Origin of the sequence: Curtobacterium guangdongense, assembly GCF_049341845.1 — a bacterium.
GTDB lineage: Bacteria > Actinomycetota > Actinomycetes > Actinomycetales > Microbacteriaceae > Curtobacterium > Curtobacterium guangdongense.
Genome location: NZ_JBMPIT010000004.1, coordinates 340,520 through 365,167 on the forward strand (window position 1 = coordinate 340,520; position 24,648 = coordinate 365,167).

35 protein-coding genes are annotated in these 24,648 nt (G+C 71.9%); 16 read left to right on the forward strand and 19 right to left on the reverse strand.

Features of this window, described 5'->3' with window-relative positions:
• Positions 1–12 precede the first annotated feature (12 nt).
• From ACO0E1_RS08245 to ACO0E1_RS08255, 3 genes are all read right to left on the reverse strand, one after another.
• The gene (locus ACO0E1_RS08245; protein ID WP_420365816.1) at positions 13–498 is read right to left on the reverse strand and encodes a DUF4126 family protein; all 486 of its coding nucleotides are present in this window, start codon (positions 496–498) and stop codon (positions 13–15) included.
• Between the two features lie 30 nt (positions 499–528).
• Positions 529–1,827: an LssY C-terminal domain-containing protein gene (locus ACO0E1_RS08250; protein WP_422873736.1), complete on the reverse strand. Its 1,299-nt coding sequence runs from the start codon at positions 1,825–1,827 to the stop codon at positions 529–531.
• A gap of 94 nt (positions 1,828–1,921) precedes the next feature.
• On the reverse strand, positions 1,922–2,626 hold the full coding sequence (locus tag ACO0E1_RS08255; RefSeq protein WP_422873737.1) for an SDR family oxidoreductase: 705 nt from the start codon (positions 2,624–2,626) through the stop codon (positions 1,922–1,924).
• 89 nt (positions 2,627–2,715) lie between these two features.
• Here ACO0E1_RS08255 and ACO0E1_RS08260 point away from each other — a divergent pair, with 89 nt between their 5' ends.
• A complete protein-coding gene (locus ACO0E1_RS08260) occupies positions 2,716–3,198 on the forward strand; it encodes a MerR family transcriptional regulator (protein ID WP_422873738.1) in 483 nt (160 codons plus the stop codon).
• Entirely contained in the window at positions 3,198–3,365 is a 168-nt protein-coding gene (locus ACO0E1_RS08265) for a hypothetical protein (protein ID WP_422873739.1), read from the forward strand. Before ACO0E1_RS08260 ends, ACO0E1_RS08265 begins: the two co-directional genes overlap by 1 nt.
• Positions 3,366–3,377: 12 nt before the next feature.
• Here ACO0E1_RS08265 and ACO0E1_RS08270 read toward each other — a convergent pair whose 3' ends face one another.
• Genes ACO0E1_RS08270 through ACO0E1_RS08280 form a run of 3 tightly spaced genes read right to left on the reverse strand, consistent with a single transcriptional unit; the run spans position 3,378 to position 5,574 of the window.
• On the reverse strand, positions 3,378–3,983 hold the full coding sequence (locus ACO0E1_RS08270; protein WP_422873740.1) for a DUF2238 domain-containing protein: 606 nt from the start codon (positions 3,981–3,983) through the stop codon (positions 3,378–3,380).
• Positions 3,980–4,822 carry an endonuclease/exonuclease/phosphatase family protein gene (locus tag ACO0E1_RS08275; protein WP_422873741.1) on the reverse strand — a complete coding sequence of 281 codons (843 nt, stop codon included), beginning with the start codon at positions 4,820–4,822 and terminating at the stop codon, positions 3,980–3,982. The genes ACO0E1_RS08270 and ACO0E1_RS08275 overlap by 4 nt, the downstream gene beginning before the upstream one ends.
• The gene (locus tag ACO0E1_RS08280; RefSeq protein ID WP_422873742.1) at positions 4,819–5,574 is read right to left on the reverse strand and encodes a glycosyltransferase family 2 protein; all 756 of its coding nucleotides are present in this window, start codon (positions 5,572–5,574) and stop codon (positions 4,819–4,821) included. Before ACO0E1_RS08280 ends, ACO0E1_RS08275 begins: the two co-directional genes overlap by 4 nt.
• Before the next feature lie 94 nt (positions 5,575–5,668).
• On the opposite strand from ACO0E1_RS08280, the gene ACO0E1_RS08285 reads away from it, so the two are divergent.
• Both ACO0E1_RS08285 and ACO0E1_RS08290 read left to right on the forward strand, forming a co-directional pair.
• Positions 5,669–6,505: an alpha/beta fold hydrolase gene (locus ACO0E1_RS08285; RefSeq protein WP_422873743.1), complete on the forward strand. Its 837-nt coding sequence runs from the start codon at positions 5,669–5,671 to the stop codon at positions 6,503–6,505.
• On the forward strand, positions 6,502–7,140 hold the full coding sequence (locus tag ACO0E1_RS08290; RefSeq protein ID WP_422873744.1) for a hypothetical protein: 639 nt from the start codon (positions 6,502–6,504) through the stop codon (positions 7,138–7,140). The genes ACO0E1_RS08285 and ACO0E1_RS08290 overlap by 4 nt, the downstream gene beginning before the upstream one ends.
• On the opposite strand, the gene ACO0E1_RS08295 is transcribed toward ACO0E1_RS08290, so the two are convergent.
• Positions 7,128–7,877, reverse strand: a complete 750-nt coding sequence (locus ACO0E1_RS08295) for a glycoside hydrolase family 16 protein (RefSeq protein ID WP_422873745.1) — start codon at positions 7,875–7,877, stop codon at positions 7,128–7,130. The two genes, ACO0E1_RS08290 and ACO0E1_RS08295, sit on opposite strands and share 13 nt — an antisense overlap.
• 146 nt (positions 7,878–8,023) lie before the next feature.
• Positions 8,024–8,434 carry an NAD(+)--rifampin ADP-ribosyltransferase gene (arr, locus tag ACO0E1_RS08300; protein WP_422873746.1) on the reverse strand — a complete coding sequence of 137 codons (411 nt, stop codon included), beginning with the start codon at positions 8,432–8,434 and terminating at the stop codon, positions 8,024–8,026.
• Positions 8,435–8,575: 141 nt separating this feature from the next.
• Between arr and ACO0E1_RS08305 the strand changes: the two genes are divergently transcribed.
• Complete coding sequence (locus ACO0E1_RS08305; RefSeq protein WP_422873747.1) at positions 8,576–9,115, forward strand: hypothetical protein; 540 nt, start codon at positions 8,576–8,578, stop codon at positions 9,113–9,115.
• Positions 9,112–9,618 carry a DUF6611 family protein gene (locus tag ACO0E1_RS08310; protein WP_422873748.1) on the forward strand — a complete coding sequence of 169 codons (507 nt, stop codon included), beginning with the start codon at positions 9,112–9,114 and terminating at the stop codon, positions 9,616–9,618. The genes ACO0E1_RS08305 and ACO0E1_RS08310 overlap by 4 nt, the downstream gene beginning before the upstream one ends.
• A gap of 15 nt (positions 9,619–9,633) precedes the next feature.
• Here the strand turns inward: ACO0E1_RS08310 and ACO0E1_RS08315 are convergent, their stop codons facing one another.
• Positions 9,634–10,515, reverse strand: a complete 882-nt coding sequence (locus tag ACO0E1_RS08315) for an NAD-dependent epimerase/dehydratase family protein (protein WP_422873749.1) — start codon at positions 10,513–10,515, stop codon at positions 9,634–9,636.
• A gap of 83 nt (positions 10,516–10,598) precedes the next feature.
• On the opposite strand from ACO0E1_RS08315, the gene ACO0E1_RS08320 reads away from it, so the two are divergent.
• Together ACO0E1_RS08320 and ACO0E1_RS08325 are read left to right on the forward strand one after the other, a co-directional pair.
• On the forward strand, positions 10,599–11,177 hold the full coding sequence (locus ACO0E1_RS08320) for a TetR/AcrR family transcriptional regulator (protein ID WP_422873750.1): 579 nt from the start codon (positions 10,599–10,601) through the stop codon (positions 11,175–11,177).
• A 10-nt stretch (positions 11,178–11,187) separates the two neighbouring features.
• Positions 11,188–11,625 carry a VOC family protein gene (locus ACO0E1_RS08325; RefSeq protein ID WP_422873751.1) on the forward strand — a complete coding sequence of 146 codons (438 nt, stop codon included), beginning with the start codon at positions 11,188–11,190 and terminating at the stop codon, positions 11,623–11,625.
• 107 nt (positions 11,626–11,732) lie between these two features.
• Here the strand turns inward: ACO0E1_RS08325 and ACO0E1_RS08330 are convergent, their stop codons facing one another.
• Complete coding sequence (locus ACO0E1_RS08330; RefSeq protein ID WP_422873752.1) at positions 11,733–12,101, reverse strand: VOC family protein; 369 nt, start codon at positions 12,099–12,101, stop codon at positions 11,733–11,735.
• Positions 12,102–12,163: 62 nt separating this feature from the next.
• Here ACO0E1_RS08330 and ACO0E1_RS08335 point away from each other — a divergent pair, with 62 nt between their 5' ends.
• Positions 12,164–12,625, forward strand: coding sequence for a MarR family winged helix-turn-helix transcriptional regulator (locus tag ACO0E1_RS08335; RefSeq protein WP_422873753.1), 462 nt, complete (start codon positions 12,164–12,166; stop codon positions 12,623–12,625).
• 93 nt (positions 12,626–12,718) lie between these two features.
• On the opposite strand, the gene ACO0E1_RS08340 is transcribed toward ACO0E1_RS08335, so the two are convergent.
• Positions 12,719–13,003, reverse strand: coding sequence for a hypothetical protein (locus tag ACO0E1_RS08340; RefSeq protein ID WP_422873754.1), 285 nt, complete (start codon positions 13,001–13,003; stop codon positions 12,719–12,721).
• A 46-nt stretch (positions 13,004–13,049) separates the two neighbouring features.
• On the opposite strand from ACO0E1_RS08340, the gene ACO0E1_RS08345 reads away from it, so the two are divergent.
• Positions 13,050–13,568, forward strand: coding sequence for a phosphotransferase-like protein (locus ACO0E1_RS08345; protein ID WP_422873755.1), 519 nt, complete (start codon positions 13,050–13,052; stop codon positions 13,566–13,568).
• Here ACO0E1_RS08345 and ACO0E1_RS08350 read toward each other — a convergent pair.
• Positions 13,552–13,683: a hypothetical protein gene (locus ACO0E1_RS08350; protein ID WP_420365836.1), complete on the reverse strand. Its 132-nt coding sequence runs from the start codon at positions 13,681–13,683 to the stop codon at positions 13,552–13,554. The two genes, ACO0E1_RS08345 and ACO0E1_RS08350, sit on opposite strands and share 17 nt — an antisense overlap.
• Before the next feature lie 202 nt (positions 13,684–13,885).
• On the reverse strand, positions 13,886–14,455 hold the full coding sequence (locus ACO0E1_RS08355) for a TetR/AcrR family transcriptional regulator (RefSeq protein ID WP_422873756.1): 570 nt from the start codon (positions 14,453–14,455) through the stop codon (positions 13,886–13,888).
• A gap of 89 nt (positions 14,456–14,544) precedes the next feature.
• On the opposite strand from ACO0E1_RS08355, the gene ACO0E1_RS08360 reads away from it, so the two are divergent.
• Positions 14,545–15,738 carry an MFS transporter gene (locus tag ACO0E1_RS08360; protein WP_422873757.1) on the forward strand — a complete coding sequence of 398 codons (1,194 nt, stop codon included), beginning with the start codon at positions 14,545–14,547 and terminating at the stop codon, positions 15,736–15,738.
• Here the strand turns inward: ACO0E1_RS08360 and pip are convergent.
• Positions 15,695–16,636 (reverse strand): prolyl aminopeptidase, encoded by a 942-nt coding sequence (gene pip, locus ACO0E1_RS08365; RefSeq protein WP_422873758.1) that lies wholly within the window; start codon positions 16,634–16,636, stop codon positions 15,695–15,697. The genes ACO0E1_RS08360 and pip overlap by 44 nt on opposite strands.
• A gap of 69 nt (positions 16,637–16,705) precedes the next feature.
• Complete coding sequence (locus tag ACO0E1_RS08370) at positions 16,706–17,431, reverse strand: hypothetical protein (protein WP_422873759.1); 726 nt, start codon at positions 17,429–17,431, stop codon at positions 16,706–16,708.
• An 88-nt stretch (positions 17,432–17,519) separates the two neighbouring features.
• Here ACO0E1_RS08370 and ACO0E1_RS08375 point away from each other — a divergent pair, with 88 nt between their 5' ends.
• Positions 17,520–18,029 carry a GNAT family N-acetyltransferase gene (locus ACO0E1_RS08375; RefSeq protein WP_422873760.1) on the forward strand — a complete coding sequence of 170 codons (510 nt, stop codon included), beginning with the start codon at positions 17,520–17,522 and terminating at the stop codon, positions 18,027–18,029.
• On the opposite strand, the gene ACO0E1_RS08380 is transcribed toward ACO0E1_RS08375, so the two are convergent.
• Positions 17,989–18,651 carry a hypothetical protein gene (locus tag ACO0E1_RS08380; RefSeq protein ID WP_422873761.1) on the reverse strand — a complete coding sequence of 221 codons (663 nt, stop codon included), beginning with the start codon at positions 18,649–18,651 and terminating at the stop codon, positions 17,989–17,991. The two genes, ACO0E1_RS08375 and ACO0E1_RS08380, sit on opposite strands and share 41 nt — an antisense overlap.
• 141 nt (positions 18,652–18,792) lie before the next feature.
• Here ACO0E1_RS08380 and ACO0E1_RS08385 point away from each other — a divergent pair, with 141 nt between their 5' ends.
• Positions 18,793–18,915, forward strand: coding sequence for a hypothetical protein (locus tag ACO0E1_RS08385; protein WP_422873762.1), 123 nt, complete (start codon positions 18,793–18,795; stop codon positions 18,913–18,915).
• Positions 18,916–19,024: 109 nt separating this feature from the next.
• A complete protein-coding gene (locus ACO0E1_RS08390; RefSeq protein WP_422873763.1) occupies positions 19,025–19,372 on the forward strand; it encodes a GNAT family N-acetyltransferase in 348 nt (115 codons plus the stop codon).
• Between the two features lie 19 nt (positions 19,373–19,391).
• On the opposite strand, the gene ACO0E1_RS08395 is transcribed toward ACO0E1_RS08390, so the two are convergent.
• From ACO0E1_RS08395 to ACO0E1_RS08405, 3 genes are all read right to left on the reverse strand, one after another.
• Complete coding sequence (locus ACO0E1_RS08395; protein WP_422873764.1) at positions 19,392–20,378, reverse strand: GlxA family transcriptional regulator; 987 nt, start codon at positions 20,376–20,378, stop codon at positions 19,392–19,394.
• Complete coding sequence (locus tag ACO0E1_RS08400; RefSeq protein ID WP_422873765.1) at positions 20,368–21,558, reverse strand: MFS transporter; 1,191 nt, start codon at positions 21,556–21,558, stop codon at positions 20,368–20,370. The genes ACO0E1_RS08395 and ACO0E1_RS08400 overlap by 11 nt, the downstream gene beginning before the upstream one ends.
• Before the next feature lie 82 nt (positions 21,559–21,640).
• A complete protein-coding gene (locus ACO0E1_RS08405; protein ID WP_422873766.1) occupies positions 21,641–22,171 on the reverse strand; it encodes an MOSC domain-containing protein in 531 nt (176 codons plus the stop codon).
• Between the two features lie 141 nt (positions 22,172–22,312).
• Between ACO0E1_RS08405 and ACO0E1_RS08410 the strand changes: the two genes are divergently transcribed.
• Positions 22,313–23,713 (forward strand): serine hydrolase domain-containing protein, encoded by a 1,401-nt coding sequence (locus ACO0E1_RS08410; protein ID WP_422873767.1) that lies wholly within the window; start codon positions 22,313–22,315, stop codon positions 23,711–23,713.
• 45 nt (positions 23,714–23,758) lie between these two features.
• Positions 23,759–24,640 carry an SMP-30/gluconolactonase/LRE family protein gene (locus ACO0E1_RS08415; RefSeq protein WP_422873768.1) on the forward strand — a complete coding sequence of 294 codons (882 nt, stop codon included), beginning with the start codon at positions 23,759–23,761 and terminating at the stop codon, positions 24,638–24,640.
• Positions 24,641–24,648 lie beyond the last annotated feature (8 nt).

Sequence of the window (24,648 nt, forward strand, 5' to 3'; positions counted from 1 at the left end):
GCGGACCGAAGATCAGCGCGCGGTGATCACCTTGGACGAGCCCGCGATCACCGCGGCGTCCTCGCCGAGGGCGACGAGCGGGTCCCGGAGGCCGGTCGTGGTCCCGATCGCCTTGCGCAGGAAGTAGCCCGCGAAGCTGCCGATGAGCGCACCGACCGCGCCGAGGACCGCTCCCTCGACGCGGCGGTCGCGCTTGCCAGTCGTGGCGATCGCCGCGCCGACGAGGGCGCCAGATCCGGCACGCCCGATGAGCCCGGCTGCCGCGATGCGACTGGGGGTCTTCGGCAGCTTGTCCCCGACGAGCTCCCCGACGGCACCGGCGACGAGCAGCCCGCGGCCGAGCTGCGTGCGGAACATCGGCCAGTCCTGCCACGCACCGGTGAGCTCCTTGCGGTCCCGGTTCAACGCCAGCAGGGCCAGGGGCGTCGCGCTCCGACCGCCGCTCAGGATGCCGAGCAGCAGTGCTCGCGTGCCGGTGTGCTTGGTGTTCTTCGCCATCGTCTCTCGCCTTCTCGTGTCCGTCCGACGCTACGCGCGCGGGCTGACGACGCCCCCTGGGGACCGGCGACGGCGACGCTTGCGGGCGAGCGTCCACTGCCGGGACTCCGCCCCGGACAGCGCGAACAGGATCGCGATGTCGAGCGCGAACCCCGCCAGCCCGCTCTGCATCGTGAGCGATTCGGTCCCGCCGATCCAGGCCGTCGCGACCGTGACGATCCCGATCGTCGACAGCGTCATCGCCGTGAACCGTGCGAACGGTCGACCGAGCCACACGCGCAGGGTGAGCACCCACCAGAACAGCGACACGATGCCGAAGACCACGGCGAGCACGACGCGGACCCCGGGTGTCGCGAGCGAGGCCGTGTCCGCCGTCGATCCCAGCAGCCCCGCGATGTCGACCCCGGTGACGAGGGCGAGCACGAGCGCGGCGGCTGCGAGGGGCCGGATCGCCATGAGCAGCACGCCGGCGACGACCTCGCCCGGTCGGACACGGCCGACCCGACGCGAGGTCTCCTGGAGCGCTGGTTCGTCGGCGACGACCGCGCCGAGATCCGCGACGGGCAGGTCCCCGTCGGTCTGGATCGCGTCCCCGCCGCCGTTCCGGGAGTGGTAACCGGCGGAGAACGCCTCGATGACGTCGACCCGCGCAGCAGGACCGAGCGACCCGATGACGTGGTCGCGTTCGGCGTCGATGTCCTGCGCGACGCGGTGGGTGACCTGCCACGTGAACACGCTGAAACCGACCCCGCTGTCGAACGTCGCGGCCGCGAGCCACTCGACCCGGCGTCCACCGGGGAGCAGCCAGTCGTCCGGCGTCCGCCAGAACCGCACGTGGTGCCGCTTGCCCGGGCTGTTGCCGACCTCCTGCTGGTAGCAGAACGCCTGCCGTCCGCCGAAGAGGTACAGGTTCGACACCGGTGCGTTCGGGTAGCTCCGCCTGGTCAGCGTCGCGACGACGATGCGGAGGTTCGCCCGGAAGCCGAGGTCGTCCGCCAGCACCCACCCGGCGTCCCGCATCACCGTGTGGATCTGTTCCTCCGATCCCATCAGCGCGATGTTCACCGGGTCGCCGAGGATGCCCTCACGGGTCCGGGTCCGCCCGATGAAGTAGTCGGGCAGGTACACCGCGGCGAGCGCCGTGTGCAGCCGGGGGAGCACGAGGTAGGCGATGACCAGGTAGACGAGCACCACGAACCAGCTCTGGCTCCACCCGCGGGCGAAGGCCTGGGTCGCGAGGACGACCGCCAGCAGTGCGGCCGCGACGATGGCGAGCCACGCGAAGGCACCGTCGATCCGCCGGACGACCGACGGGATCGGGGAGCGCATGTCCTGGAACCTAGTCCAGCAGCGCGACCTGGTCGCGACCAACGGGCGGACGGGAGGCTCGTGGCGGGCCCGCCACGAGCCTCCCGTCCGGTGGTCAGATCCCGAACTGCGCGTAGAACGCGGCCGGATCGGCCGCCAGTGACGCCTTCACCAGCGCGCTCCACTCGTCGACGACGACCTCGGCCGCGTCCCGCTCGACCCTGTCCAGGGACGCGATCGCGACCTCCATCGGGTCGATCATCTGGCCCTCGTACCCGGCCATGATGTCGGTGTCGGCGGCGCCGAGGTGGAGTCCCTGCACCGTGACGCCCCGCGGCACGAGCTCGAGCCGCACGGCGTTCGTCATGTTCCACTCCGCTGCCTTGGCGGCCGCGTACCCACCGCTGCCGGGGTACGCGAACCACGAAAGGGCCGACAGCACGTTGACGATCGTGCCGCCGCCGTTCCGCTCGATGACGGGTGCGAACGCCCGGACCATCGACAGGTTCCCCCAGAAGTGCGTGTCCATCTCGCGACGGACGTTCTCGAGGTCGTCGGTCAGCAGCGAGGACTGCGTCGCGATCCCGGCGTTGTTGATCAGCAGGGTGACGTCCCCGGCGCGCTCGGCTGCGGCGGTGACGGACGCCTGGTCGGTGATGTCGAGCGGGAGCACCTCGACGCCCTCGATGTCCACGAGCTCGGGGCGGCGCGCGGTCGCGTAGACCTTGGCGGCACCACGCTCCAGGAGCTGCGTGACGAAGCGGCGACCGATGCCGCGGTTCGACCCGGTGACGAGTGCGACCGATCCGGCGATGTCCATGGTTTCCTTCCGTCGACCGGGCACCTCCCGGACCGACGGAGGTACGCTAAGACCTCACATCCATGTCAGGTGCAAGTCGGGGAGGACACATGCGCATCGGGGACCTCGCAGCGAAGGCCGGCGTCAGCGTCCGGTCGCTCCGCTACTACGAGGAGCAGGGGCTGCTCGCGGCGACCCGCACGACATCCGGCCAGCGGACGTACGACGTCGCGGCGGTCGACCGTGTCCGGCTCGTCCAACAGCTCTACGCCGCGGGGCTCGCCAGCCGGACCATCGCGCGGCTCATGCCGTGCGTCGACGCCGGGGTCGCCACCGCCGAGAGCGCCGCGCTGCTCGTCCACGAGCGGGACCGGATCACGGCGCAGATCGCCGAGCTCGAGGCCGCGCGCGACCGCCTCGACGAGGTCATCCACATCAGCGAGCACCCGACGCCCGAGCACTGCCCGGCACTCCGCACCGACGTCGCGCGACAGCACGACATCGCGCGACGGCACGACGCCGCACGCCAGCACGACGCCGCACGCCAGCACGACGCCGCACGCCAGCACGACACCGCACGGAGCGCCGCCTGATGCGCGTCGCGTGGCGCATCCTCCGGTGGCTCGGTTCCACCGTCGTCTCGGTGCTCCAGGTGCTGGCCGGTGTCATGGACTCCCTCGGGTCGGGCGGCGCGACCGGGCCGCGCGTCCCACCGACCACGACGCGGGCACACGGCCGTCGGGACGAGTACCGCCCCTGACCGCGGTCGTGCTCAGCCGCGGGAGACGACCACCCGCCGGTCGCCGGCACACCAGCGCAGCACGAAGCCCGAGGCCACCGCGCCCAGGGTGTCAGCGGCGAGGTCGCCGATCGTGTCGCCGTAGCCGACGAAGATCGTCGCGTCGAGGTACGTGTGCCCCGCCCACTCGAAGATCTCCCACAGCCCGCCGATCGCGAGACCGATCGTCCCGCAGATGACGACGGCGGTCGCGAGGTGGATCGACCTGGCGTCCGGCAGCACCCCGAGGTCCGCGGCGACGATCGCCACCAGGGCGCTCAACGCACCGATGAGCAGCAGGTGCACGACCTTGTCCCACCCGAACACCGTCGTGTACCAGTCGAGGACACTGCTCCACCCGGCGACGACCGACAGCACGCAGAGCGCGATGTCGAACCCCGGCCGGAACCCGAGGATCCGCGGGAGCACGACCCCGAGCAGGGACAGTCCCATCACGGCGAAGGAGATCGCACCCCAGCCGACCGCCGCCACGGGGACGCTGACGAGCGCGAGCACGCGGATGACGTCCGCGACGAACTCCCACCCGCGGGGGCGGCGGAGGAAGGTGGACGCGGCGGACTGCACGAGCGGACGGCTCATCGGGGCTCCCATCGCAGGACGGCGTGCACGGGCAGGTGGTCGGACGGCCAGACCCCGGCCGGTCGCCGAGCCGAGATCGCCACACGATTGACGACGACACCGGTCGACGGGGTCGCCCGGACCAGGACGCGGTCGATCCGGGGACGACCGGGACGGGGCGCGCGGTACCGGGCGTACGTGCCGACGGGCACCTGGCGTCCGGCCGGGTCCGCCAGCACCCACGTGTCGTCCAGCCCGGCCGCCGCGAGCACCCCTGCCGACGCCGAGCGCTCCCCGGCGTTCCAGTCCGCCAGCACCACGGCCGGGAGCCCTGTCTCGCGGACGACCCGCCCGATGAGCTCCGCCGACCGGGTCTGTGCCGGCGGCGAGAACGGGTCGACGTGCGTCGCGACGGCGGCGAACCGCACACCCGTGGCCAGGTCGTCGAACTCGCACACGACCGCGATCCGCGGGAACGGCGCACCCCACGCCCTGGCACCGATCCGCGACGGGTCCGGTCCGAGCGCGATCGTGCGCTCCGACACCACCCGCAACCGTTCGGTGTCCACGAAGAAGCCGACGCGCTCGCCACCGCCGCCCGGTCCGCGCCCGGTGACCACGGGCTGCCAGCGCGACCCGAGGGAGGTGCCGAGGTGCTGCACCTGGGTGGGCACTGCCTCCTGGACGGCCAGCAGGTGCGGTGTCTCGGACCGGACCAGCGTGGCGACGGCCGGCGCCCGCCGGACCCACGAGTCCGGGTGCCCGGGCCGCAGGTGCGGGACCGGACGGCGCACGTTGAACGTCATGCAGTGCAGGCCTGGTGGCGCGACGTGCCCGACCACCGGAGCGTCCTCGGTCACGGTCGGCGCACCACGGGGACGGCCCGCGTCCCGGCGAGCACGCGGCGCATGATCCGACCGGGAGCGAACGCGCGCATCCCCGACGTCCACATCGTCCTGCCCGCCTTCCGGGTGCGGACCACCAGTCCCACGGCGTCACGGACGGGCGTGCCCGACACCGACGCGACCAGCGACGGGTCGAAGACCGTCCGCCAGGCGGGGTCGAACTGGATCGACAGGTCAACGTCGTCGTGGATCTGCGGGTCGAAGCGGTGCACACGGTGACGGACCGCGAGCCACGCGGTCCGTCGCATCACCATGTTCGAGCCGAACAGCGGCGGACGCGCCAGCGCCCCGGTCATGAGCAGGAAGTACGCGCGCATGTAGGCGACGTCCCAGAACACCGCGGCGACCGGCCCCAGCCCGCGGAACCGTCCCGGTCCGGTGACCGCTGTGACGAAGGGGTCGTCGAACCGGCGTGCGGCGCGCTCGACCCAGTCCGGCGGGAGCACCGAGTCCGAGTCGACCCGTGCGATCAGGGTCGAGGTCGCGGCGTCGTACCCGTGGCTCGCCGCCGCACCGATGCCGCGGACCGGCTCGTGCAGCACGATCGCGCCGGCCGCTGCAGCGATCACCGCGCTGCCGTCGCTGCTGCCGTTGTCGACGACGATCACCTCGGTCGGCAGGACCGTCTGTGCCGCGAGCGATGCCAGGCACTCGGCCAGCTGGTCGGCGTCGTCGAGCACCGGGACGACGACGGTGACGGAACGCATCGACCCAGACAACCAAGGTGGTGCTGAGCGGACGGGAGGCTCCGGTCGCGTCCGCCGTGTACCCGGCGGCGCGATCATGGCTAGGTTCGGGGCCATGGCAGCAGAGCAGCTCACCGTCACGACCGCAGACGGCGCCGCGATCGCGGTATCGCGCCGCATCGGTGGCGACGAGTCGATCGTGTTGCTGCACGCGGGTGTCGCCGACCGCCGGTCCTGGTCCACCGTGTTCGAGGCGCTCGCGGACACCGACCTCGACCTCGTCGCGTACGACCGTCGCGGGTACGGGGACACCCCGGCCGCCGCGGATCCGACCGGGTTCTCGCACCTCGACGACCTCGTGACCGTGCTCGACGCCCTGGAGCTCGAGCAGGTGTTCCTCGTCGGGAACTCGATGGGCGGAGCACTCGCGCTCGATGCCGCGTTGACGATCCCCGCCCGGATCGCCGGGGTCCTGCTCATCGGCGCCGGCGTCTCCGAGATGACCGACGAGGACACCCCGTTCGACTGGGTGCTCGACCCCGCGACCGCACCGTTGCTCGAGGTCGCCGAGTCGTCGGACGCCTCGGTCGACGACCGCATCGCCGCACTCGCGCACCTGTGGCTCGACGGGCCGGCGGCGCCTGCCGGACGCGTCGGTGGTGCTGCTCGGACGCTGTTCGAGGACATGAACCGGCGGATCCTCGAGGTCGCCGCACCGGACTCGGCGGGGTCGACCGGAGTGGAGGCGTGGACGCGGCTCGGCGAGATCCGGGTCCCGGTGCTGACGACCTGGGGCGACCTCGACATCCCCGCCGACCTGCCGTTCTACGAGGAGACCGCGCGGCGGATCGGGCAGGAGCCGGGGCGCGTGCTGCCGGGGGTGGCGCACCTGCCGGGGCTCGAGCAGCCCGCACTCGTGGCCGACCTGGTGCGCGAGGTGGTCGCCGCGTGAGTGCTGCCCGTCTCCCGCTCGCCCCCGTCGACCCGCGGGCCCTCGCACTCGCGGAGCAGCTGGCGGAGGAGTCCGTCGCCGATCCGTTCCGTCCGCTGCCACGCTGGGCGCAGAACTGCTTCGTCGCCGTCTCCGTCGTCGCGATGCTGCTCGCGCTGGCGTTCCGTGTCGTCGGGGGCGACGCGGCGTCGACCTTCCAGCTCGTCTGCTCGGGGCTCTTCATGGTCCTGCTCGTCGCCAGCTGGATCGTCGGCCTCCGGCGGGGCTGGTTCCGGGCGTGGCCGTCACCGGTCGCGAAGCCGCTCGGTCGCCGGACGGCTCGCCGGGTCGGCTCGGCGGCAGTGGGGCGCGCGGCCGTGCCGGACAGCCTGGACCTCGTCGTGCTCGGCACGGCGAGGCAGACGGTCCGTCTCGCCCAGTGGCAGACGTTCGCGCTCCCGGCGTTCGTCCTCTTGGAAGCGGGGAACGGGGCGGTCTCGGACGGTCTCTTCGGTCCGTGGGCCTGGGGCTTCATCGTGTTCGCGGCGGTCGTCACCGCCTTGCTGGTGTGGACGGTGCGCCGCGAACGAGCGGCCGACGCGGTGTTCCGCGCCGGCCGCGTCGATCAGCGGGTCGAGCGGGTTCAGCCGACGTAGCCGTACGTGCTGACCCAGTCGATGAAGAGGTGCCCGGAAGCGCCCCAGTTCCCGACCTGGAACATGTACCGGTGCGGCTTCGTCGGCACGTCGTCCGTGATGGTCTGGAGCACCTTGCCGTCGAGCAGGTACGTGACCGACTTGCCCGGGATCCACTCCACGGAGTACGTGTGCCACTTCCGCCAGTCCACCCCGGTGCCGATGGTGGCGCGGTTCGCTTCCTGGCCGGGCGTCATCGAGTGGTGGTACCCGGTCGGCGATGCGTCGAAGTTGCCCTCGGGGTAGTCGATCTCACCGTCCGCCCAGGTGTTCGACGTCGGCCACAGCATGAAGGCCGCACCGTTCCCGTCGCCACCGCTGGCCTTCGCCTTCACGGTGAACTTGCCACCGACGTGCGACCATGCGCCGTCCGGGGTCCCGAACGTGCCGGCGGCACCGTTCGACCCGTCGAGCTCCACGTCCATCAGCCCGTCGTGCGCGCTGATCTGCGAGCCGGACGAGTAGATGCCCTCGTCCGGGTACGGCTGCCACGAGCCGTCGTACGTCTTCGCGAATTCCCCGTTCGCGGAGGCGTCGGTGCTGAAGTTCTCGACGAACGACTGCTTGAAGTCACCGATGTCACCACGGGGTGCGGTGACCCCGGCGACGGCGACGGACCCTGATCCGAGCGGCACCGCGATGAGTGCTGCGCTGAGGACCGATGCGGCGAGTGCCGCTCTCTTCGTGCGTTGCTGCATGAGCTGTCACTCCCTGTTCATGACTCACGGCGCCGTCACCCCTGTCGGCGCCGGGACCGCCGGATCTCGGCGGGCCGCAGCGAGGGTAACCGCTCCCGGCGCCGATGCCGAGGACTTGACAGCGACGGATCACCCCCGTATGGGGGTCAGTTGATGATCTCGCCGCGGGGCTCCGACCGGAGCGCTGCGAGCCGCTCGCGCCACCCTCGGAGGGCCTCCGGCGTCAGGCGCGTCCAGTCGTGCACCTCGCGCACGATCCGGACCGGCGACGTCCTCCGGTAGGACCGGGTCGGGTTGCCGGGGAACTTCTTGTCCGTGACGTTGGGGTCGTCCTCGTAGTCGCCCGTCGGCTCCACCTCGTACACACGAGGCTCGGCATCGCCCGCGGCGAGTTCGGCCGCGAGCCCGGCGCCGTCGGGGAGCGCGGTGAAGTAGACGTGGTTCATCACGATCTCGGGACGGTAGTTCGAGTGGAACCCCGCCGTCAGCAGGTTGCCGACCTGCAGGTCGGCCTTCGTCCCGTGGAAGAACGGCCCGTCGTCCAGCGCGCCAGTCACGACGGTCAGCGTACGACGTCGGTCGCGGTCGGCGTCGCGTCGTGTCGGTCCTGTCAGGACGGCGTGATGAAGTCCCGCCCAGCCGTAGGGGATCCGTCAGGGCCCCGATCGCCCGCTGGTTCCGGGACGATCGTTGCCGACGTGACACTGACAGCGATCATGCCGACGCTCCGAGCGTCGCTCCCCGATCCCTTCGACGCATCCCGGTGGCCCGCGCGCACCACGCCGACCATCGGCGACGTGGTGATCTCCGCCGTGTCGATGGTCCGGCTCGCCGAGACCGTCGGCACCCCCTGCGTGCACACCGCCGAGCAGGCTCCGCCGCGGTTCCGGCCGCCGGCATGGACACCGCGCGAGGTCAGCGTGGCGGTCGCGTCCGTCACCCGTGTGCGACGACCGCGAACGGGCATCGTGCTCCTCGAACTCGACGCCGTGCTGCCCGCCTGCGCCGTGCTCGACGAGGTCCGCCTGATCGGCCGGGTCACGACGGCGCCGACGGCGGAGACGTACGTCGTGACGCCGTGCGACGGCGCGACCGACGGCCCGTTCCGCCGGCTGCCGGCACCGGTCCCGACCGACGTGCACGAGGGCGACCTGCTCTGCTTCCCGTGCCTGGCAGCGTTGCGGCACCGGGACGTGGTCGAGCCCGTCCGGGCTTCGCTCGGCGCCGAGATCCGATGAGCGCGATCACCCGGGACCGCACGACCGCGGGGATCCACCTCTGGGGTCGGTACTCCGTCCACCCCGTCAGCCGGTCGATGTGGAGCTCGCGGACGCTCGTCGTGTTCCCGCCGGGGACGAGCACGCGCGAGCGGGCACTGCTCCGCGCCTGGCACGGCTGGACGATCCTCGGCGCGCTCCTCGCGGTCGGCATCATGGCCGTGACGAACCCGACCCCGGCCGTGGGGATGGTCGCCGCGCTCGCCACCTACGCCTGCGGGTTCCTCGTCCTCGGCCGGGCCACCCGCACGCTCCGGCCCCGCGTCCGGTCGATCACGGTGACCACCTTCTACGGCAACGGCCGCCCCGAGGTGCACGGCGACGCTCGGCTGCTCGACGGCTCACTCGATGCCCTGGCCGTGCTGGAACGCGCGCTCCGAGCACAGCAGGTCCGGCCGGTCGACTTCGAGATGGTCTGGGCCGACGTCTGGAACGCCCTCCCGCCGAGAACCCAGCGACCGTGACGCGCGGTCGGGCCGTCAGCGCTCGACGTTCTCCAGGTCCTCGAGCAGGCTCTCGTGCGTCGGCTCCCACCCGAGCGTCCGCCGCGTGTAGTCGCTCGAGGACGGCTGGTCCATCGCGAAGATCGGCGCGAACGACCCGAACGTGTCGTCCGCGACCCGCTCCACCGGCAATCCCAGCCGTCGCCCGATGACCTCGGCGATGTCACGGACCCGATCGGCCTCGTCCGCGACGGCGTGCCACGCGGTACCAGCCGGGGCACGCTCCAGCGCGATCCGGAACAGCACCGCTGCGTCACGGGCGTGCACCGCCGGCCACCGCTGCTCGCCGTCGCCCGGGTACCCGGCGACCCCGCTCTGGCGTGCGATCTCGGTCAGGATGCCCGCGAACCCGCCGGCACCGTCGGCGTGCACGGTCCGGGGCAGGCGGATCGCGGAGACCCGGACGCCGCGGTCGGCGAGCGCGAGCGCGTCCAGGACCGAACGAGCGCGGCCGGCGACCGGACCCTCGAGGGGGAGCGGGTCCGACTCGACGGAGGCCCGGCCGGGGACCCAGGGCGTTCCCGACACGACGACGAACGGCCGGTCGGACCCGACGAGCTCCTCGCCGAGGGCGGCCATCGCTGCAGACTCCTCGGCGATGCCCGCGGCGAGCGCCTCGGGAGAGCTGAAGTCGTTCGAGAACGCCAGGCTCACGACACCGTCCGCGTCGCGGGCACCGGCACGGAGGACGTCGAGGTCGGACAGCCCGCCGCGGACGGGCTCGGCGCCGGCAGCGGTGAGCGCTGCGGCCGATCGGTCGGAACGGGCGAGGGCGGCGACGGTGTGCCCGGCCGCGATGAGTTCGGCGACGACGGCCGTGCCGATCGTGCCGGTTCCGCCGGTGATGAAGACGTGCATGAGTGCTCCTGACAGTGATGGGACCGTTGTCTCATCACTGTACACCCGCGACGGGACGATTGTCCCGTCAGTATGATCGTCCCATGGCGCGATGGGAACCCGGTGCTCGGGAACGGCTGGTCCTGGCCGCGGTCGACCTGTTCTCCGAGCAGGGCTACGACGAGACGACGGTCACGCAGATCGCCGAGCGCGCCGGCGTGACGAAGAGTACGTTCTTCCGGCACTTCCCGGACAAGCGCGAACTCCTGGTCGCCGGGCAGGAGACGCTGAGCCGGCTGCTCGCGTCCGGTATCGCCGAGGCCCCCGCCGACGCGACTCCGCTCGACGCCGTGGCCGCCGGGCTCCAGCGGGCATCGGACGAGATGGGCCCGATGAACCGCGAGCTCGGACCGCGGCTCAAGGCAGCGGTCGCCGCGAGCGCCGAACTCCAGGAACGGGATGCCCTGAAGAGCGTCGGGATGGCGGCCGCGATGACCGAGGCCCTGGTCGCACGCGGTGTCGGCGCAGCACCCGCTCGCCTCGCCAGCGAGATGGGGGTGCTCGCGTTCAAGCAGGGGTTCGACCGCTGGTCGGGCGGGGACCGCTCCGACGACGACCGCCTCGACCACCACACCCTGACCGCCCTGTCCGAGCTCCGCGAAGCGGCCGCCACGCTCGGCTAGCCTGCACGCCATGGGCATCGCGTTCGAGAACATCGGCATCGCCGTGCGCGACCTCGAGGCCACGATCGCGTTCTTCACCGACCTGGGTCTCACCGAGGTCGGTCAGGACGAGGTCAGCGGCGCCTGGGCCGACACCGCCGTGGGCCTCGACGGCAACCACGCGAAGATCGCGATGCTCGCGACCCCGGACGGACACGGCCACATCGAGCTGTTCGAGTACGTCCACCCCGACGCGATCGAGACCGAGCCGACCCTGCCGAACGAGATCGGCATGCACCGCGTCGCGTTCCAGGTGGACGACCTCGCCGAGTCGCTGGCCATCGCCGCACGCCACGGCTGCGCGCCGCTCCGCGGCGTCGCGAACTACCAGGACGTGTACCCGCTCACGTACCTGCGTGGGCCGAGCGGGATCATCGTGATGCTCGCGCAGGATCTCCGCAGGAGCTGACCGCGGCAGGCCGCCGGACGGGAGGCACGGGTCGGCCCGGCACCGAGCCTCCCGTCCGGCACGCGGCGAGTGCGCGGACGTGGCGACCTCCGGGGCGAGGGCGTCGATCAGGCCTTGTCGTGCAGTGTGATCTGGTATCCGTCGGGGTCGGCGAACGTGAACGTGCGGCCGAACGGACCGTCGATCGGCGCCGAGACGATGGTGTGGCCGTCGGCGACGAGGGCGTCGTGGATCTCCTGGACCCCGGTGGCGTGCAGCCAGATCGAAGCGCCGATGCCGGGCTGCGGGGTGGACGCGATGTCCGTGCCGGGGATGACGTCGCGGAGCGCGAAGGCGATCGGCGTCGTCTCGAAGACGACGGCGTGCGGCGGACCGGCCTGCGAGCGGACCAGGCCGAGGTACTGCTCGTAGAACGCCTGCGACGCGGCGAGGTCGGTCGCCTGGAGGTTGATGAAGTCGGGGCCGGTGACGGGCATGGGATGCTCCTTCGTGGTGTGTCAGTCTTCTGACATGGCTCAACCTATGTCAGACTACTGACATGAGTCAAGACCGGGTCGGCATCGACCTCGAGACCTCGCTCGGGTACCTGCTGAAGGAAGCCGCGAGCGCCCTGCGCGCCGCGATGGAATCGGTGCTGCGCCCGCTCGGGCTGACGGTCACGCAGTACTCGTGCCTGGAACTCCTCGCACAGCGACCCGGCCTGTCGAACTCCGATCTCGCACGGGGAGCGTTCGTCACCCGGCAGTCGATGAACGTGCTGCTGCACGCGTTCGAGCACGACGGCCTCGTGTCCCGGCCGGCGGCACCTCCGGTGGGGAAGACGCTCCCGGCACGGCTCACCCCGTCCGGCCGAGCGCTGCTCGAGCGTGCGAGTGCCGCTGTCCGGTCGGTCGAGGACCGGATGCTCACCGGGATGTCGACGGAGGACCGAGCGATCGCGTTCCGGAGCCTGCGGAGCATGATCCGTTCGCTGCGGGACGACGAGCAGACCGGCGGGTGACGCTGGCGGGGACGGACCTCGGATTCTCCGATGACGAATCCGGTTCCCGAAACCCGGGTTTGCCGAACCGGATTCGTCAGGAGCGCCGGCGGATCACCTTCGGTCGAGCCGTTGCGCTGACCGATCGGACCGGCGGTGCCGCCGGAGGGCGAACAGCCCAGCGGATGCCCCGATCGCGGGGATCGCGATGGACAGGAACGCTCCGAGCGCGATCACGATCGACCGTTGCGTCCGCGCGGGATCCTCGCCGGGCAGCTGTGCGATCACCACGAGCACCCACGTCGGGAGCGCGACGGCGACGGTCCAGAGGACGACCACGGCGCAGGTCAGCACCACCACCCACGGTGAGCGCCTGGGTTCCGGTCGTTCATCGAGCATCGGTCGATTCAACCAGCTCGCGCACTCGACACGTACGGTGGGGAGCGTGGATCTCCAGCGACGGACACCCGGCTCACTCGTCGTCGTGTCGGGCGGGAGCCTCGCGGGGAAGTCGACCCTCGCCCGCGCACTCGTCGGACGGCTCGGTCACGACTGGGTGTTGGTCGAAGCGGACACCGCCGCGCCGACCCTCGGTTCCTCGGACGACTTCGACCCACCACGGTTCGCGCGCACGCTCCACTTGGCCGCGTTCACGTGGCTCGACGCCGGGTACGACGTGGTCCTCGACGGCGCCCTGCCCTTCCCCGAGACGGGGCACTTCTGGGAGTGTCTCGAACTCTGCCTCGAGCGCGGAGCGTTCTTCGTCGGCGTTCGGACCGACCCAGACGGCCTCCCGACCCGCGCCGCGGCGCGACCCGGGTCGGACCTGGGGTGGGCGAGGTCGGGGGCCGCAGCGGCGAACGACAGCGTCCCGCTGGACATCGAGATCGACACGAGCGCGGAGCCGACGGAGGCGAGCGTCGAGCGCATCGCCGGGCGGCTGCTGCTCAGTCGCCGGAGTTGATCAGGCCCAGGTAGCGGCCGAATCGGGGCTTCGGCTCGTCGCGCAGCGCACGCTGGGCGGGCCAGCAGTCGCGGTCGTCGAGAGTGGTGTTCGTCCGGTCGAGTTCGTGGCTCATCGGTTGCTCCTTCGCATGGGGTGACGAGTACGACACCGGGGAGCGACGGGACATTCCCGACAGGGCGCGCCGTGCGGGACGGTGATCCGGCACGCTGGCAAGCGGGCCGACCCCGATGGCCGGCTCCGGCCGTGGAGCCGCCACGATCGGACGGGAGGCACGGGTCGGGCCCGCACCGAGCCTCCCGTCCGGCGGGTGGTGACTAGCGGATCGGCGCGACCATGCGGAGGACGTCGCGGACCAGGCACCGCGGACGCTCCTCGTCGACCGGCAGGGCGAAGGCGACGCGGTAGTACAGCGGCGCGATGACGTGGTCGAGGACCTGCTCGGCGGTCGGCACGGCCTCACCCCGGCCCTCGGCGCGCCGGATCAGCACCGATGCCTGCTCGAGTCTGGTGTCGTTCACCTCGCAGTGCGCGACGATGTCCTGGCGGGCGGCCACCATCGCCCGGAGGTACCGAGCGCGCTCCGACCGGGTGATGTCGCGCGTGACGATCAGCGCCCACTCGGTCAGGTCGCCGGCGAGGGTGCCCGTGTCGGGGAGTTCGTCACCGTCGCGGGTGAGCGCTGCGACCGCGACTTCCTCGAGCAGCTCGTCGACGTCACCCCACCGCCGGTAGAGCGTCGTCGGGGCGACTCCAGCACGCTCGGCGATGACGGGGAACGTGATGCGCTCGGCGCCCTCGCCCACGAGCGCGCCGACGGCCGAGTAGACGGCGGAGCGCACGCGGCTGCTCCGCCCACCCGGTCTGGTCGTCGACGTTGCAGACATGGTCCAACTATCGCAAAGTTCTTTGCTTTTTGGAACCGTGCGGGCTACTGTCCCAAAAGCAAAGTTCATTGCTTTTGATGGAGGACTCCATGGTGTTCCCTCGCCCGGTCGCGTTCGTGGTCGCCGGAGCCACCGGTGCCGCGACCCTGACGGCTGCGTCCGCTCCGTCGCCGCTCTACCCCGTGTACCAGCGGCTCTTCGGGTTCTCGGCGTTCACGCTGACGGTGGTCTTCGCCGTCTACGTCGGAGCGCTGCTCGTGGCCCTGCTCACGGTGGGGTCGCTCTCCGACCGGATCGGACGTCGGCCCGTGGCGTCGGGGGCGATGGTGCTGCTCGCGGTCGGCATGCTGCTCTTCGTCGTCGCAGGTGGAACCGGAGGGCTCGTCGTCGCCCGCGTCGTGCAGGGGTTCGCGGTGGGCGCGGCGACCGGCACGGTCACGGCGATGATCCTCGACGCCGCCAAGGACCCGCGGCGAGGGTCGATCGTCAGCAGCGCGGTCCCGTCGCTCGGCATCACCGTCGGCGCGGTCCTGGCGGGAGCCCTCGTCGAGTTCGCGCCGTTCCCACGCCAGCTCGTGTTCTGGGTCCTCGCTGCCGCGTACCTGCTCCTCGCCGTACTCGTCTGGTGGATCCCGGAGCGCACCCGACCGGCATCGACCGATCAGGAACCGCTCTGGCGCGCACTCCTGCTGAGCGTGGCGCTGCCGTCCGTCGTCCGCCCCGCGTTCCTCGCGCTCGTCCCGTCGATCGTCGCGACCTGGGCGCTGTCCGGCCTGTCGTTGTCACTGGGGTCGTCGGTCATCGGCACGCTGCTCGGGGTGCACAGTCACTTCGTCGTGGGGCTGGTGCTCGGGGCGTTCTTCGTCGCGGGGACGATCGGCGGCGCGGTCTCGACGATCCTGCCGTCGTCGACCCGGCAGTGGTTCGGGTACGGGACCCTCGCCGGCGGTGTGGTGGTCATGCTCGTCGCGGTCATGGCGACAGCGCTGCCGCTCTACGTCGTGGGGTCGGCGATCGCCGGGCTGGGCTTCGGCAGCACGTTCCAGTACGCGGTCACGACGCTCGGCGCGGCTGCTCCCCAGGACCAGCGCGGCCAGGTGTTCGCGACGATGTACATCGTCAGCTACGCGGCGTTCAGTGTGCCGGCGCTCGCGGCCGGCCTCGCCACTGCGGCGGTCGGGCTCGAACCCACCGTGCTCGCGTACGGGGCGTTCGTGGTCGTCCTGGTCCTGGTCGCGGTCATCGCCGGGCCGCGAACGCGTCGATCGCCTGCTGCGCGATGAGCATCTCGGTCGGGCCGCCGTGCCCCTCGTCCTCGACGACCTCCAGGCGGCTTCCCGGCCACGCCCGGTGCAGTTCCCACGGGGTGACCACGGGACCGCTGACGTCCCGACGACCGTGGATCAGGACACCGGGGATGCCCGCGAGTTCGCCGGCGCGCGACAGGATCTCGTCCGGGCCGAGGAAGCAGTCGTTCGCCCAGTAGTGCGTGACGAGGGTCGCGAAGCCCTGCCGGTGGCGCGCGTCGGGGTGCAACGGGCCCACGGGCGACCCGAGGTCGAACGAGATGTGCGTCGCTTCCCACTCGTCCCACCGCTCGGCAGCAGCGAGACGCACCGCGGGGTCCGGGTCGCGGAGCAGCCCGGCGTAGTGCTCGACGACGCGGACGCCGTCCGGGACGCCGGCGGCGAACGCCGACCACGCCTCCGGGAACAGCGCGCCGACACCCTCGGTGATCCAGTCCAGCTCCCGACGGGCTCCGGTCGTGACCGCCACGAGCACGATCTCGGTGACCCGGTCCGGGTGCGCGAGGGCGTAGGCCAGCGCGAGGGTGCTGCCCCACGAGACGCCGTGCAGGAGCCAGGACTCGATGCCGAGCCGTTCCCGGAGCGCCTCGATGTCCGCGATGAGCGCCTGCGTCGTGTTCGTGTCGAGCGCGTCGAGGTCGTCGATCGCCCACGGGGTGCTCCGGCCACAGCCCCGCTGATCGAGTCCGACGATCAGGTACTGCGCGGGGTCGAACCGCCGGCGGTATCCGCCGGACCCGAGGCCCGACCCCGGACCGCCGTGCAGGTACAGGGCCGGACGCCCCGTGGGGTTCCCCGACGTCTCCCAGTGGATCCGGTTGCCGTCCGGGCGCTCGAGGGTCCCCGAGTCGAAGGGGTCCAGTTCCGGGTGCATCCCGGCAGCCTAGGACGGCCAGGGGCGGCGCCGTCGTTCGTGGCCCGGCTCACCGCGAGTTCGTCGGTCTCAGGCGAACGGGACCTGGAAGACGCACGTCACGTTCCAGAGCAGGTAGGTGGCGGCGGCCACACCGATCCGACCGGTCACGGCGGCGAGCGCGCCGGCCAGCAGGGCGAGCACGGCGGCGGTGACCACGGCGCCCGATGCAGCGGGCGCGATGCCTGCGACCCAGGCGGTGCCCGCCTCGAGGACGACGACGAGGAGTGCCGGGACGACGACGGTCAGGACACGCAGTCGGCGGGACAGCAGGGCTGCCAGTCGCCGCTGGAACACGCCGTGCACCATCGTGGCGACGAAGAGCGGTCCGAGGACGAAGGCCAGGAGGCCGACCGCCGCGAGCACGGCGAGCTCAGCGCGCGACGGCACGAACGCCAGCACCATCTCGGGTGGATCGCCGAGCAGCACCTGTGACGCCGCCTCGACGACGCGGCAGAGGACGACAGCGGCGAGGGCGGCGACGACCTCGGGGAAGCCGATGCGGAGTCCCCTGAGCGCCGACCGGAACCGTCCACCACGGAGGAGCCACGCACCGGCGATGAGCAGCGGGATCCACACGGCGAGGAGCCGCTGCGCCGCCAGGGGGAAGACCGACGGCGTGAACGGCTCGGCGACCGGGTTCGGGGACACTGCGGTGGCGACGACGGCCACGAGGACGGCGACCACAGGCACGAGGACGTCGGTCAGGTCGCGACGTGCCGACGGCGTGGGGACGTCGGCGGCCTCGGAACCCATGAGCTGAGCGTACGGGAGGGATCGAGGTTCTCTCACGCCCTCGTTCGGGAGGCGCGGTGTCAGCACGGGGTGCAAACTCGGGTCCACCATGCCGTCCGACATCCGCACGCTCGACAGCTCCGACGTCGACGCCCTCCAGACGTTGCTCGAGGTGACGCCGGACTACTCGGAGCGGGTCACCGGCTACCCGCCGGGACCGTCGGATGCGCTGAGCGCCCTCATCACGGTCCCTCCCGGGTACGACCCGGCGGGCAAACGGGGCGTCGGGCTCTGGGCCGACGGAGAGCTGACCGCGTTCGCCGACGTCCTGATCGGCTACCCGGATCCCCGCACGGCGTACCTCGGCCTGCTCATCGTCCGGAGCGATCGCCGGCGGCGGGGACACGGCCGTACCCTTCACGACGCTCTGCTCGCGGACCTCCGCACGGCGGGCGTCTCCGTGGTGCGGGTCGGCGTCGTGGACAGCGTCGAGCGTGAGGCCGCTCCGTTCCTCCGCGTTCTGGGCTACGGGCCGACCGGTGAGCAGAAGCCGTACCGCTACGACCACCTGACGAGCGTCACCCGCTCCTGGGAGCTCGCGGTGGGGTGGGTGGGGTGAGTGCGAGCGCGTGGATCCAGGGGTGCCCGGGATGCGCCCGTTCCAGAGCGCTGCGCAGCCATGCCGCGGCGGCCTCGCTCAGGCGCGGCAGGCAGGCGTCGAAGTCCTGCTGGTCCTGCGGCCGGAGGCCCGGCGCCTTGTGGAGGAGCTGGACCTCTGGCCGCAGGTAGCTGATCCCGTCACGCTCCCAGAGGAGCTCCGACGCCGGCAGCGTGATGCTCCGATCTCGCTTGTAGGCCCACTTCCCGGCGTCGATGTCCGTCAGGAGGACGTCGTACTCCCACGGGTCCGATCCACTGTGACGGAGCCAGAGGTTGCCGCAGGTCTCCGGGAGCGCGTCCGTCTCGTCGACCAACGGCCGCAGGGTCCCCTGATCGGCTGACCAGACGTCCATCCGGCCCGCGAGGTACGCGCGGAGCGCTGGCACGTCGGAGCGGGCGATGCTCGGGTCGATGTCGCCGTGGGATCGACTCCGGCCGGTGAAGGTCTCGATCGCCCATCCGCCGGCGACCCACCAGGCGCCGGGGAAACCCGCGAAGAGCGCTGCGACGTCCGCGGGGGTGCGCGGACGCCAGGGCCCGTACAGATGCACGAGTTCGTCGTGCTCGAGTCGGTCGGACACGGGCCAATCATGGCCCGTGCACCAGGACGGGGTGACGTCTGCCCGTGTCCGGCGTAGGGTCGAGCGCAACGACAGGGGGACCACGCGGGGAAGTGGACTGCGAGTGAGATCGTCATCGCGGCGTGCGCGAGCGTCTGCGTCGTGCTCGGGCTGATCGTCGCATCTATCGCATCCGGGTCCGTCTGGATCCCGCTCCTGGTCGGTGCCGCGCTCATCGCGATGCTCGTCCGCATGCGTCGGCAGCGAGCACGGCCCACCCGCTGAACATCCGTCTGCTCGCGCGGGGCATCCCGATGGCCTCCGCCATGCTGTGTCGATGACGCACGACGACGTGACACTCAGCTGACGGGCCCCCGTCGAGGACCGGGAGCTCGTGGAACTCACCGCCGCCCACGGTGGGACCCCCGAGGCCGGGTGGTGGGACCGCGTCCGACCCCGTTCGCTCGGCTGGGTCGCTGCACGAACGACTGACGGAGCGCTCGTGGGCTTCGTCAACGTCGCGTGGGACGGCAGCGACCACGCGTTCCTCATCGACACGAAGACGCACCCGTCGCATCAACGCCGGGGACTCGGCACCGCGGTGGTCCGGCACGCTGTCGCCGAGACGCGCGCCGCCGGGTGCGAGTGGCTCTTCGTCGACTACGGCGCCGACATGGCCCCGTTCTACGAGGACGCGTGCGGGTTCGCTCCGACCCGGGCGGGCCTCGTCCACCTCCGTTGAGAGCAGTGACGGCCGCGGGCTACGGAGACGGATCCGGGTCCTGGAAGGCAGCCCGGTAGGCGGTCGGCGACGTCCCGACGATGCTGCCGAAGTGCCGACGGAGGTTCGTGTCCGACCGCAACCCGGTCGCTTGCGCGATCTGGGTCACGGTGAGATCGGTGCGTTCGAGGAGCTCACGTGCGTGGTCGACCCGAGCACGGAGCACCCACTGCATCGGGGTGATGCCCGTGTCGTCGGTGAAGCGCCGCGAGAACGTCCGAGGCGAGACGGTGGCCTGGCGAGCGAGGGTCGTGAGCGTGAGGTCGTCCCGGAGGTGGGCGAGTGCCCATTCCCTGGTCGCAGCGAAGGCGTCGCCGAGGGGCTCCGGGATGCTGCGGGGGACGTACTGCGCCTGGCCGCCGCTGCGGTACGGCGCGCTGACGAGCCGCCGTGCGACGTGGTTCGCGAGTGCGACGCCGTGGTCGCTCCGGATGAGGTGCAGGCACAGGTCCAACCCGCTTGCCGCACCGGCGCTGGTGAGGACCGCTCCGGCGTCGACGAAGAGCACGTTCTCGTCGACATCCACCTCCGGGTACCGCTCCTGGAGCACGTGCGTGTAGTGCCAGTGCGTCGTCGCCCGGCGGCCGTCGAGCAGTCCGGCCGCGGCGAGCGTGAACGCCCCGGTGGAGATCGCTGCGATGCGGGCACCACGCTCGTGCGCCCTCCGCAGGGCGGCCGTCACCATGTCCGGGGTGCTGGCGTCCGCCGGGTTCCGGAACCCCGGGACCAGGACCGTGTCAGCCCACTCGAGGGTCTCGAGGTCGTGGCCCACGGCGTACGCGAGACCGTTCCACCCGTCGACCGTGCCGACCCGCTCCCCGCAGACCCGCACCTCGTAGGGCATGCTGGGTCGCTTCGCGAAGACGTGCGCCGCGATCCCGACGTCGAGCGCCTTCGCGCCGTCGAGGACGAGCACGGCCACACGGTGGTCACGGACGGTGTTCACGCTCGCGAACCTAGCGCGCATCGAACGCGGGTCGATCACGAGCGGTGACAGCCGTGGCGATCCACCCGCCGACGAGGACGAGCACGACCGCACCGGCGGCTGCCGCGTACACGGCGCGGTACGGATCCGCGACCGTTCCGAGCCCCGCGATCAGCAGACCGGACAGCACGGCGCCGACGCGACGGGTGTTCGTGAAGAGCCCGGACGCCAGACCAGGACTGGGGAAGACCGTCTGGAAGACCGTCAGCCCGACACCGGCGACCGTGGCGAAGAACCAGGCGTTCAGCGGCTGCAGCGCCAGGAGCTGCCACGGCTCGTGGACCAGCGTCACGAGTCCGTAGTACAGCACGCCCGCGGCCCAGCCGGTGGCGAGGAGTGTCCGCGTCGGGACGCGCTCGTGGAGTCGGCCGATGGTCATCAGCGCGGGGATCTCGACGAGTGCGGCAGTACCAAGGACGACCCCCGCCCACCCGATCGGGGCGTGCAGGTCCCTCGTGACGAAGAGGATCGCGACCGTGACGGTGGCGATGTTCGTCGCCTGCAGCAGGGTGAACGCCGTGACCACTGCCCATGGGGACCACCCGCGCAGCTGTGCGAGCAACCGCGGCCGCTGCGCCACGTCGTCCGCGGCCACCGGCCCGCGACGCCGCAGCAGGAGCAGCGCGCCGAGGACGTTCACCAGGCTGATCGCGGCGAGCAGCAGGAACGCGGCGGACGTGCCGACCACGCCGGTGCTGAAGGCAGCGAGCGGCGGCCCGACCACCCAGGCGAACGACACGATCGCACGCGTGCGGATCACTCGTGCGGGCGGTGCGCCCTCGTGCCGCAACTGCGCGAACAGCAGGGTCGATCCCACGCCGGGCGGCCCACCGAGCACCACGAGCGCGATCACCGCGATCGGCAGCGACGTCGTCAGTGCCAGGACCGCGACGAGACCGACACCGACGAGCGCGCAGAAGAGCAGCGGTCGCAGGTAGTCGCCGGCCCGGTCGGCCAGCGTCGGGACCACCAGCGACGCGACGAACCCGCCGACGTTGTACGCGCCGAGCACCCATCCGACCTGCGATGGTGTCGCTCCGTACACCTCGACCAGCAGGACGGCGAGCAGCGGGTTGAGGACCGCGAACTGGAGCGCCCAGAACCACGCGGCGACCGGCCAGAGCAGGTGCCCTCGGGCATGAGCGGTTCGTCCGATTTCCATGAGGACAACCCAACTGCCCGCTGTCGTCCCGCGCCATCGCTCCAGCGGACGTCGGTCGTACAGATCACGCCAAATCGGGTGATCAGACGGGGACGAGCGGCTGTCGCTCGCCCGCTGGCAGCTCGACCCGGATGCAGTCTCCCGGTCGGACGGTCCCGCCGGTCACGACGACGCTCATGACGCCGCCCTTGCATTCGACCGACCCGTCGTCCGCTCGGCCGAGCACCTCGCGGAGGAGACCCGGCTCGAAGTCGTTGATCTGCTGGCACGGGTTCCGCAGCCCGGTGACCCGGACGCACGCCTCGTCGCCGAGGTGGAGCAGCGTGCCGGTCGGCAGCCCGAGCAGGTCGACCCCGCGGGTCGTGACGTTCTCGCCCATCTGCCCCGGCTCGACCGTGTACCCGGCATCCGCGACCTCGTCGAACAGTTCGGCGTGGATCAGGTGCACCTGGCGCAGGTTCGGCTGCGACGGGTCCCGTGCCACCCGGGAGCGGTGCTGCACGGTCGTGCCGGCGTGTGCATCGCCCTCGATGCCCCACCCCGCGACGAGCGTGACTTCGTCCACCACCGGCTTGCTGAACCGGTGCTCGCCGTCGCGACTCACCGCGACCACCCCTGGTCCGTCCTCGAGTTCCCCGCTCGTGGCTCGATCCTCGCGGATGCCACGGAATCGCGCGACCCCCGGGTTGCACCTCCGTCTATCGACGGGCACGACCACCTCGACGCACTCCGCTGGTAGGGGCATGGTGGATGCATGACCACCACTGCAGCGCTGCAGGAGCGCATCCAGTCGGAGCTCACCCGACTCCGCGAGCATCACGGCGTCCCGGGCGCGTCCGTGGCGCTCGTGGTGGGGTCCGACGTCGTCGAAGCGGTCTCCGGCGTGCTGAACACCCGCACGGGGACCCCGGTCACCCCGTCCTCGCTCTTCCAGGTCCAGTCGATCACGAAGGTGTTCACCGCGACCCTCGTGCTGCAGCTCGTCGACGACGGGCTGGTCCAGCTCGACGAACCCGTACGGACGTACCTGCCGGAGTTCCGCACGGCCGACGAGGCGGTCAGCGCCCGGATCACCGTCCGGCACCTCCTGACCCACACCGGGGGCTTCGAGGGCGACCTCTGGCAGCCCACGACCGACGGCCCCGACGCGCTCGACCGCTTCGTCCGCGACCTGGTGCGCCACGCCTCGCAACACAGTGCACCGGGGGAGCGGTGGGCGTACTGCAACGCCGGCTACGGCACGCTCGGGCGGCTGGTCGAGGTCGCGCGGGGCACGACGTACGAGCAGGCACTCCGGGGGATCCTGCTCGAGCCCCTCGGCATCGAGGACGTCGCCTTCTCCGCGAGCCAGGCCCTGGCGTACGGGACGGCGATCCCCCACGTGCACCGATCGGACACGGGCGAGCTCGGTCCGTCCCGCGAGTGGGCACTCATGCCGCCGTCGAACCCGGCCGCCGGCAACCAGCTCGCCATGTCCGCGCCGGGCCTCCTCGCCCTCGGACGGCTCTTCCTGGCCGGCGGGGTGGGCCCGACCGGGCAGCAGTTGCTCTCGGGGACGTCGACCGCGATGATGCTCCGACCCGAGGTGCCGATCCGCGGCATCGGCCCCGTGCCGTCGTTCCAGTCGCTGGGGTGGGCGCTGCTCCGGCCGGGCATCGCCGAGCACGGCGGCGGCGCCCCCGGCGTGGCCACCCAGCTGGCCATCGCACCCGACCGCTCGGTGGCCGCTGCCGTCGTCACGAACGCCGACGCGGGAGGGCAGCTCGCGCGCGAGTTGCTGGACCCGGTGTTCGCCGAGTTCGCCGACGTCGAGCCGACGACGCCGCCCGCCGTCCCGGGTCCCGCACGTTTGGTCCCCGACGCGACGCCGTACCTCGGTCGTTACGCCACCCGGCAGACCGAGTCCGAGGTCACCCGCGACGCGGACGGACGGCTCTGGCTCACCGAGGAACCCGTGCGCGAGGGCGCTGCCATGTACCGCACCGCGGGGTCGTCGCCCACTGTCGCGAGGTACGAGCTCCGCCCGATCGACACCGAGACGCTCGGACTGGTCGCCGACGAGCAGGTCGTCGGCAGCGTCGCGTTCCTCGAGCCCGACGAGCGCGGCAGGTTCCGGTTGCTCGAGAGGGCACGGATCGCCGAGCGGCGGTCCTGAGCGCGGTCGGCCTGCCGGCCAGGCTCCGAGTGGCAGGCTGGGTCGGTGCGCATCACCCTGGACTCCGCTTCCGACGTCGTCACCGGCATCCGCTTCCCCGAAGGGAACCGCTGGCACGACGGCCGGCTCTGGTACTCGGACATGCACACGGGCGAGGTCTTCTCGATCGACCCAGACTCGGACTCGGATGCGGGACCACGACTCGAGGCCACGGTCGACGGACAGTCCTCCGGCCTCGGGTGGCTCGCCGACGGCCGCCTGATCGTCAGCTCGATGGAGTCCCGCACGGTCGTTGCCGTCGAGCACGACGGGACCACGTCGGTGTTCGCCGACCTGTCAGCGGTCGAGTCGTCGCTCGTCAACGACCTGGTCGTCGACGACGTCACCGGCCGGACCTACATCGGCGCGTTCGGCTACGACCTCTACGGCGGCGAGGAACTGCGCCCGGGGCCCCTGTACGTCATCGAGCGGGACGGCTCCGTCCGCCTGGCAGCCGAGGGCCTCGTCTTCCCGAACAGCGCGAACGTCCTCCCCGGCACGCGGACGCTCGTCGTCAGCGAGACCTGGGCGCACCGGCTGACCGCGTTCGACATCACACCGGACGGGTCGCTGAGCGGCAGGCGCGAGTGGGCAGCGCTGCCCGACGGCGTGACCCCCGACGGCAGCACGGTCGACGCCGAGGGCGCGATCTGGGTCTGCTCGGTCGACACGGGCGAGTTCCTCCGCGTCCTCGAGGGCGGAGAGGTGACCGACCGCATCGACGTCCCGGGGCGGTGCGCGATCGACAGCGCCCTCGGCGGACCGGACGGACGGACGCTCTACCTCGCGACCGCGGACAGCTACGACCCGGCCACCACCGCGCGGACGCGGGCCGGGCGCATCAGCGCCGTGCGCGTGGCGGTGCCGGGTCCGGCAGCCGGCCGCTGACGGTCCGG

What these genes read in the sequence shown, in the direction of transcription:
- ACO0E1_RS08295 (WP_422873745.1), bottom strand. Translation starts at nt 7,877, where the DNA reads ATGCAGCAACGCACGAAGAGAGCGGCACTCGCCGCATCGGTCCTCAGC.
- ACO0E1_RS08270 (WP_422873740.1), bottom strand. Translation starts at nt 3,983, where the DNA reads ATGAGCCGTCCGCTCGTGCAGTCCGCCGCGTCCACCTTCCTCCGCCGC.
- ACO0E1_RS08410 (WP_422873767.1), top strand. Translation starts at nt 22,313, where the DNA reads ATGACCACCACTGCAGCGCTGCAGGAGCGCATCCAGTCGGAGCTCACC.
- ACO0E1_RS08375 (WP_422873760.1), top strand. Translation starts at nt 17,520, where the DNA reads ATGCCGTCCGACATCCGCACGCTCGACAGCTCCGACGTCGACGCCCTC.
- ACO0E1_RS08255 (WP_422873737.1), bottom strand. Translation starts at nt 2,626, where the DNA reads ATGGACATCGCCGGATCGGTCGCACTCGTCACCGGGTCGAACCGCGGC.
- ACO0E1_RS08330 (WP_422873752.1), bottom strand. Translation starts at nt 12,101, where the DNA reads ATGCCCGTCACCGGCCCCGACTTCATCAACCTCCAGGCGACCGACCTC.
- ACO0E1_RS08355 (WP_422873756.1), bottom strand. Translation starts at nt 14,455, where the DNA reads ATGTCTGCAACGTCGACGACCAGACCGGGTGGGCGGAGCAGCCGCGTG.
- ACO0E1_RS08280 (WP_422873742.1), bottom strand. Translation starts at nt 5,574, where the DNA reads ATGCGTTCCGTCACCGTCGTCGTCCCGGTGCTCGACGACGCCGACCAG.
- ACO0E1_RS08350 (WP_420365836.1), bottom strand. Translation starts at nt 13,683, where the DNA reads ATGAGCCACGAACTCGACCGGACGAACACCACTCTCGACGACCGCGAC.
- ACO0E1_RS08285 (WP_422873743.1), top strand. Translation starts at nt 5,669, where the DNA reads ATGGCAGCAGAGCAGCTCACCGTCACGACCGCAGACGGCGCCGCGATC.
- ACO0E1_RS08315 (WP_422873749.1), bottom strand. Translation starts at nt 10,515, where the DNA reads ATGCACGTCTTCATCACCGGCGGAACCGGCACGATCGGCACGGCCGTC.
- ACO0E1_RS08325 (WP_422873751.1), top strand. Translation starts at nt 11,188, where the DNA reads ATGGGCATCGCGTTCGAGAACATCGGCATCGCCGTGCGCGACCTCGAG.
- ACO0E1_RS08310 (WP_422873748.1), top strand. Translation starts at nt 9,112, where the DNA reads ATGAGCGCGATCACCCGGGACCGCACGACCGCGGGGATCCACCTCTGG.
- ACO0E1_RS08260 (WP_422873738.1), top strand. Translation starts at nt 2,716, where the DNA reads ATGCGCATCGGGGACCTCGCAGCGAAGGCCGGCGTCAGCGTCCGGTCG.
- ACO0E1_RS08335 (WP_422873753.1), top strand. Translation starts at nt 12,164, where the DNA reads ATGAGTCAAGACCGGGTCGGCATCGACCTCGAGACCTCGCTCGGGTAC.
- ACO0E1_RS08360 (WP_422873757.1), top strand. Translation starts at nt 14,545, where the DNA reads ATGGTGTTCCCTCGCCCGGTCGCGTTCGTGGTCGCCGGAGCCACCGGT.
- ACO0E1_RS08250 (WP_422873736.1), bottom strand. Translation starts at nt 1,827, where the DNA reads ATGCGCTCCCCGATCCCGTCGGTCGTCCGGCGGATCGACGGTGCCTTC.
- ACO0E1_RS08400 (WP_422873765.1), bottom strand. Translation starts at nt 21,558, where the DNA reads ATGGAAATCGGACGAACCGCTCATGCCCGAGGGCACCTGCTCTGGCCG.
- ACO0E1_RS08320 (WP_422873750.1), top strand. Translation starts at nt 10,599, where the DNA reads ATGGCGCGATGGGAACCCGGTGCTCGGGAACGGCTGGTCCTGGCCGCG.
- ACO0E1_RS08245 (WP_420365816.1), bottom strand. Translation starts at nt 498, where the DNA reads ATGGCGAAGAACACCAAGCACACCGGCACGCGAGCACTGCTGCTCGGC.
- ACO0E1_RS08370 (WP_422873759.1), bottom strand. Translation starts at nt 17,431, where the DNA reads ATGGGTTCCGAGGCCGCCGACGTCCCCACGCCGTCGGCACGTCGCGAC.
- ACO0E1_RS08395 (WP_422873764.1), bottom strand. Translation starts at nt 20,378, where the DNA reads ATGCGCGCTAGGTTCGCGAGCGTGAACACCGTCCGTGACCACCGTGTG.
- ACO0E1_RS08340 (WP_422873754.1), bottom strand. Translation starts at nt 13,003, where the DNA reads ATGCTCGATGAACGACCGGAACCCAGGCGCTCACCGTGGGTGGTGGTG.
- pip (WP_422873758.1), bottom strand. Translation starts at nt 16,636, where the DNA reads ATGCACCCGGAACTGGACCCCTTCGACTCGGGGACCCTCGAGCGCCCG.
- ACO0E1_RS08265 (WP_422873739.1), top strand. Translation starts at nt 3,198, where the DNA reads ATGCGCGTCGCGTGGCGCATCCTCCGGTGGCTCGGTTCCACCGTCGTC.